At 55.9% G+C, this 18,480-nt stretch carries 13 protein-coding genes; 6 read left to right on the top strand and 7 right to left on the bottom strand.

Annotation, left to right across the window (positions count from 1 at the left end; all coding sequences use genetic code 11):
* Positions 1–108: 108 nt before the first annotated feature.
* Together EL361_RS09770 and EL361_RS09765 are read right to left on the bottom strand one after the other, a co-directional pair.
* Entirely contained in the window at positions 109–1,071 is a 963-nt protein-coding gene (locus tag EL361_RS09770; protein ID WP_126378994.1) for a hypothetical protein, read from the bottom strand.
* Between the two features lie 152 nt (positions 1,072–1,223).
* Positions 1,224–2,138: an ADP-ribosylglycohydrolase family protein gene (locus tag EL361_RS09765; RefSeq protein ID WP_126378992.1), complete on the bottom strand. Its 915-nt coding sequence runs from the start codon at positions 2,136–2,138 to the stop codon at positions 1,224–1,226.
* Positions 2,139–2,379: 241 nt separating this feature from the next.
* On the opposite strand from EL361_RS09765, the gene EL361_RS09760 reads away from it, so the two are divergent.
* Positions 2,380–4,752: a GAF domain-containing protein gene (locus EL361_RS09760; protein WP_126378990.1), complete on the top strand. Its 2,373-nt coding sequence runs from the start codon at positions 2,380–2,382 to the stop codon at positions 4,750–4,752.
* Positions 4,753–4,810: 58 nt separating this feature from the next.
* Here EL361_RS09760 and EL361_RS09755 read toward each other — a convergent pair whose 3' ends face one another.
* A complete protein-coding gene (locus tag EL361_RS09755) occupies positions 4,811–5,773 on the bottom strand; it encodes a rhomboid family intramembrane serine protease (RefSeq protein WP_126378988.1) in 963 nt (320 codons plus the stop codon).
* Between the two features lie 19 nt (positions 5,774–5,792).
* The gene (locus EL361_RS09750) at positions 5,793–6,185 is read right to left on the bottom strand and encodes an FxsA family protein (RefSeq protein WP_126378986.1); all 393 of its coding nucleotides are present in this window, start codon (positions 6,183–6,185) and stop codon (positions 5,793–5,795) included.
* A gap of 176 nt (positions 6,186–6,361) precedes the next feature.
* Between EL361_RS09750 and EL361_RS09745 the strand changes: the two genes are divergently transcribed.
* Entirely contained in the window at positions 6,362–7,096 is a 735-nt protein-coding gene (locus EL361_RS09745) for a LexA family transcriptional regulator (RefSeq protein ID WP_126378984.1), read from the top strand.
* Between the two features lie 353 nt (positions 7,097–7,449).
* Positions 7,450–7,941 (top strand): host-nuclease inhibitor Gam family protein, encoded by a 492-nt coding sequence (locus tag EL361_RS09740; RefSeq protein WP_172961705.1) that lies wholly within the window; start codon positions 7,450–7,452, stop codon positions 7,939–7,941.
* Between the two features lie 22 nt (positions 7,942–7,963).
* Here the strand turns inward: EL361_RS09740 and EL361_RS09735 are convergent, their stop codons facing one another.
* The 3 genes from EL361_RS09735 to EL361_RS09725 form a co-directional block, all read right to left on the bottom strand.
* The gene (locus EL361_RS09735; protein ID WP_126378980.1) at positions 7,964–8,347 is read right to left on the bottom strand and encodes a hypothetical protein; all 384 of its coding nucleotides are present in this window, start codon (positions 8,345–8,347) and stop codon (positions 7,964–7,966) included.
* A 184-nt stretch (positions 8,348–8,531) separates the two neighbouring features.
* On the bottom strand, positions 8,532–10,040 hold the full coding sequence (locus tag EL361_RS09730) for a carboxypeptidase M32 (protein ID WP_126378978.1): 1,509 nt from the start codon (positions 10,038–10,040) through the stop codon (positions 8,532–8,534).
* Between the two features lie 108 nt (positions 10,041–10,148).
* Positions 10,149–10,751 carry a MarC family protein gene (locus EL361_RS09725; RefSeq protein ID WP_126378976.1) on the bottom strand — a complete coding sequence of 201 codons (603 nt, stop codon included), beginning with the start codon at positions 10,749–10,751 and terminating at the stop codon, positions 10,149–10,151.
* 213 nt (positions 10,752–10,964) lie between these two features.
* Between EL361_RS09725 and EL361_RS09720 the strand changes: the two genes are divergently transcribed.
* From EL361_RS09720 to EL361_RS09710, 3 genes are all read left to right on the top strand, one after another.
* The gene (locus EL361_RS09720) at positions 10,965–12,293 is read left to right on the top strand and encodes a PilZ domain-containing protein (protein WP_172961704.1); all 1,329 of its coding nucleotides are present in this window, start codon (positions 10,965–10,967) and stop codon (positions 12,291–12,293) included.
* A gap of 171 nt (positions 12,294–12,464) precedes the next feature.
* On the top strand, positions 12,465–17,198 hold the full coding sequence (locus EL361_RS09715; protein WP_126378972.1) for a PAS domain S-box protein: 4,734 nt from the start codon (positions 12,465–12,467) through the stop codon (positions 17,196–17,198).
* A gap of 9 nt (positions 17,199–17,207) precedes the next feature.
* Entirely contained in the window at positions 17,208–18,425 is a 1,218-nt protein-coding gene (locus tag EL361_RS09710) for a response regulator (RefSeq protein WP_126378966.1), read from the top strand.
* Positions 18,426–18,480 lie beyond the last annotated feature (55 nt).

Here is an 18,480-nt window from a genome sequence, read left to right as displayed (position 1 = left end):
CATCCCGTTGGGTGTAGAGGGGGGAATGGGACGGCGGATTCTTTCTGCCGTCCTTTTATTTGTGACGATATTTCGTGAGTGTTTTGTTTGATCAGAAACCGGGGCTGTTCAGCTGGAATCGGCCATCAGGGTTCTGTCAAAGAAGGTCTGCGGTAATCGGGAGACGACCTGGACCAACAGTGCCATGAAGATCAGGGAGAACAGGAGCCGACCCCAGAACACGCCGGTGAAGTCCGCCCCCAGCATCATCATCAGCATGGTGTCTTCGATCAGTGCATGGGCAAGCCCCATGAGCGTCAGGGAGTAAAAGGCATCTTTCCTTCCAAGTCGTCCGGTCTTGGCCTCATGGATGATCAGCCCGCTGCCGTAGGACAGGCCCAGAGTCAGTCCCACCACGGTGACTGCCGAGGCTGAGGGACCGATACCGATGCGGGTCAGGATGGGCCGAAGTGACCAGCTGAGCAGGTTGGTGATCTTAAGTGCGTCCAAGAGCTTCATCATCAGCATCAGAGCAAAGATGATGACGAAGATCGAAGCCAGATTGCGAGCTTCACCCAGAGCCCACTCCAGATGCGAGGTCGGCTCTGCTCCCGGATTCCAGAACACGGTGCTGGGGCCCTGCAGCAGGTCGAATCCCGAAAAGATCAGATGCATGATCAGCCCGCAGGTCAGGGCCGCGCCCACGCGAATCAGGCCCTGCCCGAGGACGCTCGGCCCGCACATTCTGGCGATTTTGAGCTCCACCGGCAGGCCATGGGCAATGAGTAGCATGCAGGCCAAGACCGTGACCTGAGCCACGGTCAACTGGGCATCCGGGGCCAGAGAAACGAAGACGATCATGGCCCCGTAGATGGTGTTCAAAAGCCCCGTTGCCCAGACAATGCCCATGCTGGCAGGCAGTCCCACCAGTTCCATGATGGGTTCAAGGGGCATGGCCAGGTAGCCGATCAGTCCGAATTCCTTGAGCAGTTTGACGCCGATGATCACGGGGATCATGACCCGCATCAGGGTCAGGGCGACGGAAAGGGAGGCCTGAAAGGTATCCTTGATCGTGCGCAGCAAGTCGTTCATGGGCGTTCCGTGGAGGTTGCGGTAGGACCGCCCGTGCGGCGGTCCGTGAAGGCCTCTCTTACACCGCTAACCTGTGGAAATCCATTATCAGTTTTTGAGTGTTTCTGGTGAGGACTGTTTTATGCCCGGGAGCTTGGCCGTCGGCTTCTGACCTAGAGCAGGGCACCAGCCAACCTTTCGATATCAGCGGCCTTGTTCAAGCCATTGAACCACTGTGCAGGCAGGGCCTCCTGATCCAATGCCGCCCCCAATATCAATCCGATCAGCAGGCCGCGTGCGGCACTGTCGCCACCAGCCATGGCGTTGACCGTGAGTGCTTCAGCCAGATTGTCCTCGTGTCGGGCGATGATTTGAACCACTCCCGGGAAAGCTCCATTGACGTTACAGCTTTGTCCGAACTGCGCGATGGCGGCGACGCTGTCTGTCTCCTTGAGGGCAAGTCCTTTCTCCAGCCAATCCGTCACGGGTGCACTCACGTAGTTGGCTTTGGTGGCTTGTTGCATGGCCTCGATGGGGGAGGCGCCGTGAATGACGCCATGGGCGGTGCGAGCGAAGAACTCGGCGGATTCGAGTACTAGAATGTTGTTATGGGTCAGGCGGGTCTGCAAGCGTGCTGCATCCACCAGTGCCTCCAGGTCATCGTGATGGGCGAGAATCACCGGGGCAATGCGTGATGCCCCGGCCAGATCACTTGAATTGGACCCACAACCATCCGGCCCATCACCGTAATCGATACGTGAAAGAGTGTTGCGTGTGGCTCCATCCACGTAGCCGTCATACCCTGACATCAGCCGTTTCCATGTGCCGAACCAGGCTTCGACAGTGAATCCCCTGCTCTCCGACACGGCCTTGAGCAAGGCAAAGGTCTGGTCTCCATAATGAGTGAAGTCTCCGGCAGTGCGATTCTTGTGATACGAATCCGGTCCGGGGGCCGAGAGTGACTCAATGCGTCCGAAGCGTTGTTCGATAAGAGCCGTATCATAGATCCAATGAGGCCCCAGCGACAGGGAGTCAGCGGCGAGAGAGGCCTTGAGACCGGCCAGGGCTTTATTGGTATAGATGGACATGTGTATCTCCTTGATCGGGTCGTGGAGGATTTGGAATGGTTCCTTATAAAGTACGTTATTCAGGCGCTCTCAGCAAGGGAGGTTGTGGATTGAATGGCGTTCTTGCGTACTTGGCCGGGGTTGCAGGAGGCTGTGGCAGAAAGCGGTTGTTCTTGTCATAAACCATGTATTTGTCATATCTTGAAGACGGGTTTCTTCGTTTGTCATGCTTGAGGGGGTCAGGGACAGAGGTAGGGGTGTGATGGCAGCCACGACGTTTGAGTCCGATACCAGACTTCTCAATCAGATTCTTGAGCACCGGCTGGAGCAGGATGATATCAGGCGCCTGCTGGGGACGCTTTCGTCCTCGGACCGCGAGGAATTTCTGGGCAAACTGGCCGATGTTCTGGGCAAGATGAATGCGCTGCTGGATGTGTCCAACCGGCTGGCGGATTCCCTGTCTCTGGATGTGCTGTTCCGGCGTCTGGTGGAGATTACTTCGGCTGCAGTCAATGCCGACCGCGGTACGATTTTTCTCAATGATGCAGAGACCAATGAATTGTTCTCGCGGGTTGCAATGGGGGATACCCCGCAGGAAATCCGTTTTCCCAATGACAAGGGGATTGCCGGGGCTGTGTTTACTTCTGCCAAGGCCATTATCATTCCCGATGCCTATGCAGACGAGCGCTTCAACCCCGAGGTGGACAAGAAGACCGGCTACCGAACTCGAAATATCATTACCGCACCCATCCGTACCAAACAGTCCGAGGTGGTGGGTGTGCTGCAATTGCTGAACAAGAAGGAGGGCGACTTTTCGGAGTCTGATCTCTCCTTGCTGGAAGCCTTGGCTTCGCAAGCCTCCTCTGCCTTGCAGAATGCCCAACTCTTTGAGCAGGTTGAGCGAGCCCGTGAAGAGGAGACCTATCTTCAGGAGCTGACTCAGGCCATCTCCACCGAGCTGCATCTGCTGCCTTTGCTGCAAAAGATCATGGATACCTCCACAAAGATTCTCCAGGCTGACCGAAGTACCCTGTTCCTGAATGATGAAAAGACCCATGAACTCTGGTCGCAGGTGGCGCAGGGCATGGATCATCTGGAGATCAGGTTCCCCAATTCCATGGGCATTGCGGGGGAGGTTTTTACCAGTAAAAAAACCGTCAATATCCCGGATGCCTATGCAGATGCGCGTTTCAATCAGGCTGTGGACAAGAAGACCGGCTATAAGACAGACACCATTCTCTGCTGTCCTGTATTGAACAAGGAGGCCAAGGTTATCGGCGTGACCCAGGTCCTGAACAAAGAGGGAGGCCCCTTTAACCGGCTGGACGAGCGCAGGCTCAAATCCTTCTCTGCTCAGGCGGCCATTGCCATCGAGAACGCCAAGCTCTTTGAGGATGTTCTGAATATGAAGAACTATTCCGAAAGTATGCTGCAAAGCATGAGCAATGGCGTGCTGACGCTTTCGGCTACAGGCCGCGTGGAAAAATGCAACCGTGCTGCAGCGAAGATCCTGTGCCGCGAGATGGACGAATTTATTGATCGCGACGTTGTCGATCTGTTCAGCGGGGCCAATCAGTGGGTGGTGGAAATGGTCTCCAAGGTGGCGGCCAAGGGCGAGCCTGACATCGCCGTGGATGCCGAGTTGTTCGTGTGTGATGACAAGACCCTCACCGTGAATTTTAATGCCGTGCCACTCAAGAACTCCAAGTTGGAGCTGCTCGGCACCATGCTGGTGTTCGAGGATATCAGCGGTGAGAAACGCCTCAAGGGAACCTTGGCCCGATACATGACCAAGGAGGTGGCGGACAAGCTGCTGGAGGGCGGCGACGACATGCTGGGCGGCAAGTCCCAGGAGGCTACGGTGCTGTTTTCGGATATCCGCAGCTTCACGACTCTGTCCGAGACTCTGGGGGCAGAGGAAACCGTGTCCATGCTCAACGAATATTTCACCATCATGGTTGATATTCTGTTCGAGCATCAGGGCATTCTGGATAAATACATCGGCGATGCCATCATGGCTGTGTTCGGTACCCCGTTTGCCACCGGGCATGACGAGGATAACGCCGTCAGCGCAGCCGTGGACATGATGCGTGCCCTCTACGCCTTCAATATCGATCGAGCGAGTCGCGGCAAGCAGACCGTGAACATCGGCATCGGTGTGAATACCAACCCCGTGGTGGTGGGCAACATCGGTTCGCTGAGACGGATGGATTACACGGCCATTGGCGACGGGGTTAATCTGGCGGCACGGTTGGAGTCGGCCTGCAAGACCTATCGTTCCAATATCCTGGTCAGTGAATTTACCTGCGCCAAATTGCAGGATAGCTATATCATGCGTGAGGCGGACCGGATGACGGTCAAGGGCAAGACCCGCCCGGTGGCCGTGTACGAGGTGCTGGATTTTCATACATCCGAGACCTTCCCGCATATGGAGCAGGCACTGGAGTTTTTTGCCAAGGGCCAACAGGTGTGTCGTGGGCGTGATTTTGAAGGAGCGTTGGCCCTGTTTGAGCAGGTTCTGGGGCTTCATCCCGGAGACGGGCTTTCGTCGGTCTGGGCAGAGCGCTGCCGCTATTATCTGGAGAATCCTCCGCCAGAGGATTGGGATGGAAGCTGGGTCATGCTGACCAAGTAGATTCGTTGAAACGAGGTGTAGTGCCTGTCGGAGTGATTCGGCATTTTTTTGGGGTCGATTAGTTGGCTAAAGCCAAGGTCCAGGACAGGACGATCAGGCCGAGGGCCAGGATGCCCAATATCCATTGCATCTCTTGGCGCGGCACTCCGTGGACCATGATCAGACGGCCACAACTGGCGCCCAGCGGCAACCCCGCCATGAATCCGAACAGGTGCGCGCCAAGATCGGTGCGTTCCCCGCCAGTGCCCAGCATGCCCAGCAGGGCCAGCCCGGCCACAACCGGTGCTGCGGCGCGCCTGAAGTCCAGCCGCCCTTCTCGTACCATGGACAAGGCTCCCAATGCGCCCACGGCTCCGAAGACGGCAGTGGATGCTCCCACCGAGATATGCCCGCCACCCCGCATCCATGCGTTGGCGAGATTGCCGAGCATGCCGGACAGGACGAACATCAGCCATGCGGCTCCGCTGCCTGACACCCGGCACAGGCAGGCGACGAAGACACCTCCGATCACAGCATTCCCCAGAAAATGAGCAGGATCGGCGTGCAGCGTCAACGCTGTTACGCTGCGCCACCACTGCCCGGACAGAATAAGCCGGGCATTGGCGGCGCCCAGGCGTACCCAATCTTCGGGGTAAAGGGACCAGCTCGGGAGTGGTCGCGTAATGACCGCGTAGTGAACGGCGGTCATGGCCATGACCAGAGCGACCCCCTGTGCTTCGAACCCGGAGTGCAAGGAAGGAGTGATGGGGTGTTTGCTTTGAGGCGGATTTTCGGTTTCGTAGGCGGCTATTTCCCAAGCCGCCTCGGATACACGGGCCATGGGGGCAAGGATGTGCCACCCATCCTCGTCGTGGCTGGTGCGATGGGGGATGCGCCGGGCTTTGAGGACAAGGGTCCAGTCCCAGGCCGTATCATCATCGATTCTGGCTCGGCGGTATTCATCGGGCAGGGCCAGGGACACATCACTCCACTGGCTTTTGCTGTGTGCAGAGGTTTCTGCTGGCGGAGCCTGCCCTGTCATGGCCAATCCAGCATTGCTGCTAACGGTGGATGACGGTCACGTGGCCGTTTTGGGCCATGTCCGCGAGCTTGCGGCCGAGAACTTCCTTGAGCTTGGCACGCACCGGGGGAATGAGCAGCAGGAGTCCCATGATGTCCGTGGCAAAACCGGGGGTCAGCAGAACCACTCCGGCCACAAGAATCAGGGCGGCGTCCACAAGTTGGCCCGTGGGGGGGACGCCTCTGTTCATATCCGCTCGCATGCGGTTCAGGACGCTGACGCCCTGCGCACGGGCCAGCCATGCACCGGCAAAACCAGTCAGTAGGACGATGGCGATGGTCGCCTCCGCACCGATGGCGGAGCCAACTTTCATCAGAAGATAAATTTCGATCAAGGGGACGGTGGCAAAAGCCAGGAAAAGACGGAAGACCATATGATTTGTCCGTTGTTGTCGGTGATTGAAGAGAGTCATAAGCATGATGACGTATTTACGAGGACTTGGAAAGGCTAAAGTAAAGCTTGAATTATTCTGGTTTACTTGACGACTGAACATTTTAAGCGTACATGGGTGTGAGAAAAATCAATATCACACTGCGAGGGGTATCTGTTATGGCCGCGAAAGCACAAAAGAAATTGCAAGGTTCGAAAATCGTATCCAGCGAGGGGTTTGGGGCCGCGCAGATCATTGCCAGGATGATGCAGGCTTTGAACCTGCCGACCCAGAGCGCTTTGGCCGAAGAATTAGGCGTGAGCCGGGGAGCGGTCTCCGACGCCAAGGCCAAGGATAAGATCCCTGCCGAGTGGATGCTCAAGTTGTTTCGCGGCCATGGGTTGAATCCGTTTTGGATGGAGACCGGGCGAGGCGCCATGTATCTGGATCAAGGTACTGTTCGTGAGGATTCGCCCACCGGACCTGCGCGAGGTGAAGAAGGATTTGATTTCATTCCTCTGGTCGAAGCCAAGCTTTCCGGCGGGGGAGGCAGTGTGGAAACGGAGGATCGCGTCCTTGGGTATTATGCGTTTCGCCGTGCATGGCTGAATGGCCGTGGCAAGATTGATTCCATGCGTTTGATGCGCGTGACCGGGCAGAGCATGGAACCGACCCTCGAGGATGAGGACGTGGTTCTGGTGGACCTGTCTCAGCATGATATCCTGGCGGGCAAGATCTATGCGGTGCGCATGGATGATGAAATCGTGGTCAAAAGGCTGGAGAAGAAACCAGGGATGCTTGTGTTGCTCAGTGATAACAGGCGTTTTTATGATCCGTTGGAAGTTCCCGTCGGTGAGCAGCTCAATGTTCAGGTTATTGGACGGGTGATCTGGATGGCTCGCGAAATGATGTAGCAGATCATCCTGGTGTCTGTAGGCTGGGGGTGGTTCTGGATGCCTCTGGTCCGTGGCTGGACATCTCAATGAGAGAATTTGGGCCTGCTGGTTGCCCTTGAGATAAAACCCCGTATCTTGATGCGGGGTTTTTGTTTGGAGTACAAAGTAAAGTTTTAAGGAATTTATAGGCAAATAATTATGCAATGCTTGACGTTGCGCAGGCGTTTGGATATTTTGCAGAGGTGCCCGGATGGAGTTCATTCGGGCCAAAGAAGGCGAATGAAGAGGGAAAGATGAGTGATTGCAGTGGGCGTACGCAGAGTCCTAAGGGTGAGAGGAATCAAGTGCGGAACAGGGCTCAGGCCGAAAAAATGATGGAAGAGTTGGCGGTCATTCGACAGGAATTAACCAGGATTGAAGCTGCTTGTGAATCAAGGGTTATTCACGAGCGGGCGCTCTGCGCGCAAACCGCAAGGCCTCTCGAGGTTCGCGCGGGGGTGGTGGAGAAGGCATTGGAGGGTTGGGCGCTGCGCCATATGGGCAGGGGGAAGTCCATGCTGCAACTGCATGCCGGAAAAGTGCATCAGGATTGTTATGTAGAGTTGAATACACTGGCCGGTCATAATTGGTGCGATGTCATTGCCAGACTCAAGGCTGTCGGGCGGTCAGACATGGTGCAGGTCATGGAACGGCCCGATGCCACAGGTCTGGCAACATGGAGCGATGCTGAGTTGGCGGAGGTTGGCGTTCGGAAAAGTGCGGCGCGGCGCTTCGTGGTGGCTACGAAGCCCGCGCCGAGTAATGCCTTTCCGCGCCGCCAGGAGGAGGTGAAATGGGCGCAGAAGAGCTTGCCAACAACTTGAAATCGGCCAGTGTCTGAAAAAATCAACTGGCCCGGGCCGTGTGGACCAGTGGCAGGAATTCCACGGGAACACGCGGTCCGCAAAGATCAAACGCCTCGTCATTCAGGGATGCCTGACGCAGCAGTTCGGCCGAAAGGGGTGACAGCGGCCGCGAGCTCACTTCCATGAATTCCAGAAGATCCTGATCCGTGGAAAAAACCAGGGCAGTGGGGATGCTCCGCTTGCCGCAGTTGGTGATGTGGAACTCGCTATACAGAATGTATTGTCCAAGAGATGTTCTGTAGAGAGCCGTGTCCATCCAGTTTTCGTTGAAACCGGAGAATTCCCGGTCGTCCACCTGAGCAAGGAGGTCTCCATTGAAAAGAAGGTCTGGCTTTCCGTGGCGTTGCAGTCTGATCTGGTTCATGATGCTCCTCCTTCAAAAGGTGGTGATTATCCGTCCCGGAAACGTAGGGGTGGATTTCCGGCTTACTACCCCCATAGCATATTTTGGGAAGCAGTTGTAAAGGAAAAAGTGAAAAAAAGGACTCCTCGCTCACGGCGGGGAGTCCTTTGCATTGTGAAGATCGGAAATGGGCGGTCAGAAAGTGTCAGATCCCGTACAGTTGGGCATACTTGCTCTTCAAACCCCGAATCAGTGCCCCGGAATCTGGTTCGTAGCCCGTGGCCTTGCGGACGAGTTCGCGCGGGGCCATGCGACTTCCCCAGATGTGAACGTTCTCTCGTAACCAACTGAGAAGTGGAGAAAAATTGCCCCGTTCAAATTGGGATTCAATGTCTCCCAGGGCCTTGGAGGCCGCCTCGAAAAGTTGCGCAGCATACAGGTTGCCCAGGCTGTAGGTCGGGAAGTAGCCGATCAGTCCGGCCGACCAGTGCACATCCTGCATGACGCCTTGGGCGAAGTCCGGAGGAGTGATACCCAGGAAGTCGCGCATTTTCTCATCCCAGGCCGCAGGCAGATCCGTGGTGCTCAGGTCTCCGCGTAACAATGCCAGTTCCAGTTCGAAGCGCAACATGACGTGCAGGTTGTATGTCACCTCATCGGCCTCAACCCGAATCAGCGTGGGCTGAACCTCGTTGACGGCGAACAGAAATGCGGATTCAGAGACATCCTTCAGGCAGGGGAAGAAATCGCGGGCCTGAGGAAAGAAATGCCGCCAGAAACCTGCGGAGTGCCCCACAAGATTTTCCCAGAGTCGTGATTGGGATTCATGAATGCCCAAGGAAACCGAGACACCGCTGGGCGTGCCGAAGTGCTCGGCAGGAAGCCCCTGGCTGTACATGGCGTGCCCGGCTTCGTGGATGGTGCCGAACAGGGCCTCGGACAGATTGTGCTCATTATAGCGGGTGGTGATGCGCACGTCGCCGGGGCCGATGCGGGTGGAAAAAGGGTGAGCCGTGGCATCGAGCCGACCGGCCTTGAGGTCGTAACCCACAGCTTGTGCCACTTGTCGGCAGAATTGTTTCTGCGCGCTGGTGGGATAATCGTTGTTCAGGATGGACGGATCAGGTGCCCTGGAGCTGCCCTTGATGCTGTCCAGCAGGTTGACGATTTCATGGCGCAGTTCCCGGAACATCGGCTCCAGAGTTGCGGCAGTCTCGCCGTGCTCATATTCATCCAGCAGGGCATCGTAGGGTTCGCCTTGATAGCCCACAGCTTCGGCTTCTTCCCGCCTCAGCCGGATCAATTCATCCAGATAGGGCTGGAAGGCCTTCCAATCATTGTCGGGGCGGGCGCGTTTCCAGGCGGTTTCGCCGTCCGAGGCAGCACGGGCCAGAGCCACGGCCAGATCTGATGGGATTTTTGTGGCGCGCTCAAAGGCGCGCATCCATTCGCGAACGTTGGCAGCCTCAACGCCTATGGGGTCCCGCTCGTCCCAGTAACCGCCGCAGGCGGCAAGGGCATCGCCTATTCTGGGGTCGCTCCGCCGTTCATGGGTCAGTTTGGCCAGGGCTGCAAATTGCTCGGAGCGGTGACCGTGCCCCGCACCGGGCATCATGGTCGATTGGTCCCAGTGCAACAGTGCCCCCATGGATTCGAGGACGGACGTTTCCACGTGATGTGCCTTCAGCCAGTCATAGGCTTCCTTGGGGGGCATGGGTGCTCCTTGGGTTGAGGGGCCTCGGGGACTTTGCGTAATGATAGGGGAAATCCGGGCTCGGGACAACCGGACGGCTGTACAACCGCGTTGCCCACGCAATGTCTCCTAGAGGCTTGTGATGAACAGACGCACACCATCTTCCAGCATCTGGAAGGACATCAGGATCAGGATAAGCCCCATCAGGCGTTCCATGGCCCGTAGACCTCGAGTGCCCAGGACGCGGGTCAGCCAAGGTGCCATGAGCATGAATGCGGCAGTGGCAACCCAGGCCAGCATGATGGCGGCTCCGACGATCATCAGGCTGTCCCGGTGCGCGTAGACCATGACGGCGGCAAGGCAGGAGGGGCCGGCAATGAACGGCACGGCAATGGGCACGATGAATGGATCGGCGGATTGGGGATCGGGCTCATCGCCCGTGCTACTGGGAAAGACCATCTTCATGGAGATGATGAACAGAATTACGCCACCAGCCATGCGTAATGTGGATTGATGAATATCCAACACACCCAGCAGGCCTTCGCCCACATACATGAACATCAGGATGATCCCCAGTGCGAAAAGCAGCTCACGTCCGATGATGGTCCGCTGGCGTTTGGGCGAGAAGTCGCCCAGCATGGACAGACAGATTGCTCCGTTGCCCACCGGGTCCATAATCAGGAACAGGGGAAAAGCGATTTCAATGATGGCCTGCAAGGTCTCGATGGTCATGGTCTCCTCCGTAGGCGGTGTCTATCTGCGCCAAGGAACATTGGCAAGCCCGGCTTCGAATCTTGACCTATTGTTGTGATTGATGGATATTGTTGTGTAAGCAACTTTTTCCAATTCTTCGTGCTGCGGGGTGTTTCGCGCAGAGGGTGCGGGAAGATTCGGGAGGGAGGGATGTCGCTCAAGGGCAATATAGGGATACTCGTCGGGGAGCCTATGCCCCAGGTCCAGCAGATCATCGGGAAAATCCTGGCAGACAACGGTTACGAAAAGGTCCGTTTTGCCGAAGATCATTCCGGGGTCATCGATATTTTGCGTCAGCGTGAGACCGACGTGACGATGTTGGATTTCAAGATGGCGACGGAAAACACCTTTGCCTTGCTGGATGACATCCTGTTGGACAGGCACCTGTATCGGCATCCCATCTTACTCCTGGGCAACAAGGCCCCGATCGGCCTGATCGACGATGCCATGCGCCTTGGAGCCAGGGATTATCTGAACAAGCCCTTTACGCCGTATTTGTTGATGGTTCGGCTGGAAAAGATTCTGTTTGGTGCTCCGCCGAAGGTGATCAAGCGCACGGCCAAAGCCGGGACCGAAAGTGCTCATCTGGGTGAAGAAGTGGAGGCTCTGCCTGCCCCGCACATTGCCTCGCAGCAGGCGTTGGCCAAGAAGCTCTTTCTGGATGGGCACAAGCTGCTCAAACAGAATTATCCTGAAAAGGCGCTCAAGAAGTTGGCTGCGGCTGCGCGCGTCAATACTCTTTTTCCTGAGGCCTACAAGGCACTGGCCGAAGTGTTTCGATCCCAGGGTGATTTGGCGCGCAGCGCCCAATTCCTGTCCAAGGCTGCAGAAACCCACGCCTGGCTCGGTCAGAACGATAAGGCAAAAGAGGCCTTTACTCTGTCCTGCAAGGTCGACCCTGCATGTCCCAATCCATTCAAGACCGTCGCCGACCACATGACCGGGCATATGATTCAACGGGAAGTCGCACGGGCCTATGAACAGGCTCTGAAATTGACCCCCAAGGATCCCTCCGTGCGCGTGGCTCTGTCGCGCTCTTATATGGAATCAGGGGATAAGGATAAGGCTGCCGAAACTCTTGCCCCCATCGCGGGCAAGGGTGAGATTCCCGAGGACATGCAGCATGTGATCATGCAAGTGCGGCGCAATGATACCAACGGGGCCGGTCGAAGAAGACAACGGTTCTCGATGGATGGCATTGGCCCATATAGTGGCGAGGAGCGTCGGCGCGCAAAGCGTATCCCTCTGGCCGAATATTCAGCACGGCTGCCACACAGGGATGATTCATTTCAGGTGTTTGATGTATGTGCTTTGGGCATCAGCTTCAAGCATGGCGGCGAATCCTTCGAGATCGGTCAGAAGCTATCCTTTGATCTGTTGACCCTTGATGGTCCCAGAGCCAAGAAGGTCAAGGCAGTGGTCAGGAGGCTGACGCCGCTTGTTGTCGGCTGTGAACTGGTGGGACTTAACAACAAACAGAGAGATGCCTTTACCAAGTTCCTGCCCAAACAGGAGGATTGAATCCCCCGGGCAATATTACAGTGAGCCGGGATGCCCTTCGTGAGCATCCCGGTTTTGTGTTGCCTGTGCGAGCGTTGTTGTTGTGCTTATCTGTGCCATTCTGATAGTGTATTATTTCTCGTCATAGAAATCCTTTCATGAAGAATAATGGCTCATTTTTGAGGAGTTTGAATGAGGCGCTTTAGGTGGATGGTGATCGTAAGTACTCTGCCGTTTGCGGTTGCGATGCTTCTCCTTGCAGGCTCTGCCTTGGGGAATGACATGGGGATGCATGATCTTCCTGACTGGCATTTGCAGCAGATGCTCTTCTGGGGGTTGCTCAGTGTGCTGCTCATCAGCGCCGTCTTCCTGCTCTGGATCTGGAAATTGCGCCGGGAGATCAGGGCCAGAGAGCAGGCGGAGCGCGATCATGCTCAGAGCGAAGAGCGTTTAGCTGCCATTATGAAGAATGCCAGTGAGGGCATTATTGTTGTACAGGATGGGTTCATTCGTTTTGCCAATCCGGCCATGGAGCGTTTGCTGGGCTATTCCATCGAGGAATTGAAGGCTCGGCCTGTCATGGATCTTGTCTTCCCTGATGATTGCAAGATGGTCAGCGAGCGCTCTCGGCAACGCCTGGCCGGTGAATCGGTTCCTGCGTCGTATTCCTTCAGGCTTCTGCATCGGGAGGGTGCTGCCATTGATGTGGGAATCAGCGTTTCCCTCATGGACTGGCAAGGCGAGAAGGCCACGCTGAGTTTTTTGCAGGACATTACCGCTCGCAAAAAATCAGAGGAAAACCTGCGTTTGACTCAACACGCCCTGGATACCTCGATCTTGGGTATTTACTGGGTACGTCCAGACAGCAGTTTCTATTACGTCAACAACGAGGCCTGCCGTGTCCTGGGCTACAGCCGTGAAGAATTGCTGAATATGAAAGTGCCTGACATTGACCCCACAGTGTCAGATGAAAAATGGCCTGATTTTTATCAAAAGCTCAAAACATCCCGCCAGATGATTTTTGAATCATCGCATCGAACCCGTTCGGGCAGTCTGATCCCCGTGGAGATCAATGCTCACACCATGCGCCTGGGCAGCCGTGAGTTGATTTTTACCTTTGTTCAGGATGTGACTCATCGCCAGCAAAATCAGGAAGCCCTGCGCGAAAGCGAAAGACGTTTCCGCAGTTTGTTCGAGGATGCACCTATCGGGGCGGTGGTCATGGATCTGGAAGGACGCCAGGTCTCGGTCAATGCCGCGTTTGCCGAGATGCTTGGCTATTCCGAGCAGGAGTTGGTGGGCAAAAGGCATCTGGATTTGACGCACCCGGCTGATCGAGATGATTGCCAGGCGCATGGTCGGGCAACCTTTGAAGGAGAGTGCGACCGCTATCAGATGGACAAGCGCTTTCTGCGCCGCGACAGCTCCACGATGTGGGGCCGGTTCTCAGTTCAATTGGTGCGCGACGATGCGGGCGCTCCTCTCTATTTCCTCGGAATGGTGGAGGATGTGACTGAGCGCAAGCTGGTGGATAGCCGTTTGAAGGTGCTTTACCGCGCCATTGAGCATAGCCCCATTTCGGTGATCATCACCAATAATGAAGGCCGAATCGAATACGTGAATCCACAGTTCACTCATGTCACTGGGTATTCCCAGGACGAAGCCCTGGGAGAGACCCCGCGAATTCTCAAATCCGGCAAGATTCCGCCGGAGGTGTACGCCGATCTCTGGAAGACCATTACCTCCGGTTCCGTCTGGCGTGGAGAATTAGTCAACCAGACCAAGGATGGCCAGGAGTTATGGGAGGATGTGGCCATCGCTCCAGTCAAGAACGAAGAGGGCCAGATCACGCATTATGTCGGAATCAAGGAAGACATTACCGAACGCAGGGTCGCTGATGAGCGTTTGAGGAGCAGCGAGAATTCCCTGAAGATGGCCCAGCGTATCGCCGGGATTGGCGATTGGCAATGGGATATCGAGACCAATTCCATCCGTTGGTCGGATACACTCTATGATATCTTCGGTGTCGATTCGAAGGATTTTTCGCCTCGCTACGAGACCTTTATGGAATACGTGCATCCCGAGGACAAGGAGCGGGTCATGCAGGCCGTTGCCGGTGCTCTGGAAGGCAAGGCCCCGTATTCCATTGATCTGCGCATTGTTCGTGCCAATGGTGATGTGCGCCATGTGCATGAACAGGCACAGATTATCACTGATGAGAGGGAACAACCGGTCAGGATGGTCGGAACCCTGCAGGATATCACTTCGCGTAAGTTGGCGGAGCAGGACCTGGCTGATAGCGAGAAGCGCTTCCGAAGGGCTGTGCAGGATGCCCCGTTCCCCGTCATCATCCATGCCGAAGGGGGGGAAGTGCTCCTGGTGAGTCACTCCTGGGAAGAAATTTCAGGGTACAAACATAGTGATATTCCCACTGTGGGTGACTGGTTTCAACTTGCTTACGGTGACAGGGGTTCGGCCGAGCGCGAAAGAATCATGGATATCTACGGGATCAGTAGCAAGGTGCGCTTGGGGGAATTCGAGATCCGCACGGCAACGGGAAAGGAACGTGTCTGGGACTTCAGCTCCGCCCCTTTGGGAGTCATTCCCGACGGACGTCGGGCCGTGATGAGCATGGCTGTAGACGTGACCGATCGCAAACGTGCCGAGCGGGAACTCAAGAAGCGTATCGCCCTCGAGGAACTCTTATCGCGAGTGACCGCTGGGTTCATCAATATCACCAATGAAACTATCGGTTTGGCCATTCAACGGGCGTTGTCCACCATCGGTGAATTTACTCATGCCTCACGATGTGGAGTGTATGAAATCCAAGGGGATTTGCTGGTGAATAACCATTGCTGGGATGTTGAAGGAGGTGGCTCCGAGAGCAGGTGCATGCTGCCCGTTCAGATCAGCGATATGGCATGGTTGTGGGAGCAGGTTGAGAGTGGATTGAAGGTGATCGTCGATGATTGCTCCCAATTGTCGGAGGAGGCAGCCGGTACGCTGGCATCCTTTGCACTGATCGATGTCCGGGCTCTGCTGGCAGTGCCATTGTTGTGGGAAGGCAGGGCGATCGGTTTTCTCGGGGTGGTTAATGAGCGTCCTCGAACCTGGAGCGATGAGGACGTGACTCTGCTGGAAACCCTGGCCCATATTTTGGCCCAGTCCATGGAGGGGCAGCGTGCTAGTATAGTTGTGCGCCGAAATATGGCTCTGAAGGATGCCTTGGCCCGGTTGTACGAGCCCATGATCTCGGCCGAGGCATCAATCCAGAATGTCACCGAAGTTCTGCTGGATGAAGCGCTTGCCTTGACCGGAGCCAAGTATGGGTATGTGGGGACCGTGGAGGCAGAAACCGGTGACATGCTTAATCATACGCTGACGAATATGATGGCTGCGAATGAGTGTGCGGTTGATCGGGAAGGAGAAACCTCAAGATTCCCCAGAGGAGAAGGTGGGTATTCATCGTTGTGGGGGCATTATCTGAACATTCTGGAACCAGGTTATACCAACGCTGCCGCTTCTCATCCATCCGCACGAGGAGTGCCCAAGGGACATGTGCCGGTGCAGGAGTTTTTGACCGTGCCTGTGGTTTTCGGCAATGAGTTGGTAGGACAGATAGCTCTTGCCAACAAGGACGAAGGGTTTACCGATGACGACTTGGCAGTTGCTGGCGAGTTGGGGCGCTACTTTGCTTTGGCGGTCCAGCGCTTGCGGGTACGGACCAACCTGGCGGAAAGTGAGGAACGCTTCCGGTCGCTGGTGGAGACAATGAATGAAGGCTTGGCCACCTTGGATGAGCATCGGATGGTCACCTACGTCAATCATCAGTTTTGCAAGATGCTGGGTTTTACCCGGCAGGAAGTCGTGGGCACGTGTCTGTCCGATTATATGGATGAATCCAACAGGCAGATATTCGAGAAAGAGTACGCCCGTCGAGCAGAAGGGTGGGCTGAGCCGTATTCGCTGGTTTTCAAGCGAAAGGACGGTACGCAGGTGTTTACATTGATCGCCCCCACGCCTCTGTTTGACGAAAAGGGTGACTTCAAGGGTTCTTCGGGGGTGATGACCGATATTACCAAGCTGAAAGTACTTGAAAACCAGTTGGTTCAGGCCCAGAAGCTGGAATCCATAGGGCAGTTGGCGGCGGGCATTGCCCATGAGATCAATACTCCCAGCCAGTATGTGGAGAATAATACCCGCTATCTGCAGAAGAGTTTCGAGGGGATTGGTTCTTTGCTGAAGCTGTATGGCAAGTATCGTGACGATATGGGCAAGGGAGCGGATGTATCGAATCTCCTGGCTCAGATTCTTGAGTCGGAGGAAAAGCTCGGCCTTGATGACTTGCTGAAGGAGGTGCCGGAAGCCTTTGAGGACGCTCTGGAAGGATTGGGACGGATCACGACCATCGTCCGCTCCGTCAAGCAGTTTGCCCATCCGGGAGTGGCGGAAAAGGAATACGTGGACGTCAACAGCGTTATTCGTAACACGGTGGTGGTGTCCACCAATGAGTGGAAATACAACAGCGAGCTTGTCACCGATCTGGCTGAAGACCTTCCCACTGTGCCCATGGTTCAGGGTGAGATGAGTCAGGTGCTCCTGAACCTGATTGTCAACGCCGCCCATGCCATTGCGGACAGGGTGGAGGCGTCGGAGATGACCCGCGGCACCATCACGGTGACGACCCGCCTCGGGGACGGTTGCGTGGAGATTCTTGTGACCGATAACGGCATGGGAATTCCCAAAGCGGTCCAGCCCAACATCTTTAATCCGTTTTTTACCACCAAGGCACCAGGCAAGGGAACGGGACAGGGATTGGCCATTGCCCATACTGCAGTGGTTGAAAAGCATGGCGGCAGCATCAGTTTTGAGACTGAGGAAGGCAAGGGGACGACATTTACCATAACCCTACCCTTGAGCACATAGGCAGGCACGATGAAGAGGCGAATACTGTTTGTGGACGATGAACCCAAGGTGCTGACAGGCATCCGGCGCATGTTGTTCGACATGCGCGAAGAGTGGGAACTCCTGTTTGCCGCAGGTGGATACCAGGCATTGGAAATCATTGCCGACAAGCCTGTGGATGTCATTGTCTCGGACATTCGAATGCCGGAAATGGATGGAGTGGAATTGCTGGGTCGGGTTCGTAAGCAATATCCGGAAGTGACCCGCATCGCCATGTCCGGCCATTCCAGCGCCAAGGTTTCGGCCTTGGCCGCGCTTACGGTGCACCAGTATCTGACCAAACCATGTTCCGTGGAGGATCTGAAGTCTGTCGTCAATCAGGCCTTGGGACGGGAAAATATTTTGGAAGATCCGGCTCTGAAGCGCATGGTCTCCCGGGTGGACAGACTGCCGTCGGTGCCGGCGATCTTTCAGGAACTGACGGCAGAGTTGGGCAAGCCCGAGCCTTCATTACCGATTCTTGGCGAGATTGTTGCCCGGGATGTGTCCATGTGCGCCAAAATCCTACAGCTGGTGAACTCATCGTTCTTTGGATTTGCGCGCCATATCGAGAGCCCGCAGCAGGCGGTGACCCTGTTGGGGGTCAATGTTATCAAATCACTGGTCCTGTCGGTGCATCTGTTCGCGGAATTCGATGCAGGCAAGGTGCCGGGATTCACGCTGGCCTATCTCTGGGATCACAGTCGCCGAGTGGCTGCTCTGAGCCGGATGGTGGCGGAAGCTCGGGGCTGCTCCAGGGAAGACTGTGATTATGCCTTTATCGCCGGGATGCTCCATGACGTCGGAAAGTTGGTCCTGGCCGAGAATTTTGTGGAAGAGTACAATGGCTGCCTGGAAAAGGTGCGCAGTGATGGTGGTATCATGTGGCAGAGCGAACGCAACTGTTTGGGCGTCAGCCATGCCGAAGTCGGTGGGTATCTGATGGGGTTGTGGGGGCTGCCCGGTCCGGTGGCGGATGCCATTGCCTACCACCACCTGCCCCTGGCTTGTCCCGAATCTTCCGCCGTGCTGTTGGCAGTCCATGTGGCCAATGTCATGGACCATACGGTCTATGTCTTTAGTGAGCGGTCGGTTATTCCAGTGATGGATCAGCAGTTTTTGGAGCAGATGGGGGCACTGGATCATGTTGAGAGTTGGCTGGAGACAGCACGTGAAATGATACAGGAATCGAAGGATGGCGACGGGTAGCGAACGACCCTCCCGCTTGAAAGAGTGGGAGTCCGCGTGACAGGGCGGGATGGAG

Source organism: Desulfovibrio ferrophilus, from assembly GCF_003966735.1.
GTDB classification, from domain to species: Bacteria; Desulfobacterota; Desulfovibrionia; order Desulfovibrionales; family Desulfovibrionaceae; genus Desulfovibrio_Q; species Desulfovibrio_Q ferrophilus.
The sequence above is the reverse complement of the archived record's forward strand: the minus strand, read 5'-3'. Positions and strand labels throughout refer to the sequence as shown.

Bases quoted from the DNA above. Each gene is read 5' to 3' on its own strand.
- EL361_RS09710 (WP_126378966.1), top strand. From the start codon at position 17,208: ATGAAGAGGCGAATACTGTTTGTGGACGATGAACCCAAGGTGCTGACA.
- EL361_RS09760 (WP_126378990.1), top strand. From the start codon at position 2,380: ATGGCAGCCACGACGTTTGAGTCCGATACCAGACTTCTCAATCAGATT.
- EL361_RS09725 (WP_126378976.1), bottom strand. From the start codon at position 10,751: ATGACCATCGAGACCTTGCAGGCCATCATTGAAATCGCTTTTCCCCTG.
- EL361_RS09735 (WP_126378980.1), bottom strand. From the start codon at position 8,347: ATGAACCAGATCAGACTGCAACGCCACGGAAAGCCAGACCTTCTTTTC.
- EL361_RS09755 (WP_126378988.1), bottom strand. From the start codon at position 5,773: ATGACAGGGCAGGCTCCGCCAGCAGAAACCTCTGCACACAGCAAAAGC.
- EL361_RS09740 (WP_172961705.1), top strand. From the start codon at position 7,450: ATGATGGAAGAGTTGGCGGTCATTCGACAGGAATTAACCAGGATTGAA.
- EL361_RS09720 (WP_172961704.1), top strand. From the start codon at position 10,965: ATGCCCCAGGTCCAGCAGATCATCGGGAAAATCCTGGCAGACAACGGT.
- EL361_RS09715 (WP_126378972.1), top strand. From the start codon at position 12,465: ATGAGGCGCTTTAGGTGGATGGTGATCGTAAGTACTCTGCCGTTTGCG.
- EL361_RS09765 (WP_126378992.1), bottom strand. From the start codon at position 2,138: ATGTCCATCTATACCAATAAAGCCCTGGCCGGTCTCAAGGCCTCTCTC.
- EL361_RS09770 (WP_126378994.1), bottom strand. From the start codon at position 1,071: ATGAACGACTTGCTGCGCACGATCAAGGATACCTTTCAGGCCTCCCTT.
- EL361_RS09730 (WP_126378978.1), bottom strand. From the start codon at position 10,040: ATGCCCCCCAAGGAAGCCTATGACTGGCTGAAGGCACATCACGTGGAA.
- EL361_RS09750 (WP_126378986.1), bottom strand. From the start codon at position 6,185: ATGGTCTTCCGTCTTTTCCTGGCTTTTGCCACCGTCCCCTTGATCGAA.
- EL361_RS09745 (WP_126378984.1), top strand. From the start codon at position 6,362: ATGGCCGCGAAAGCACAAAAGAAATTGCAAGGTTCGAAAATCGTATCC.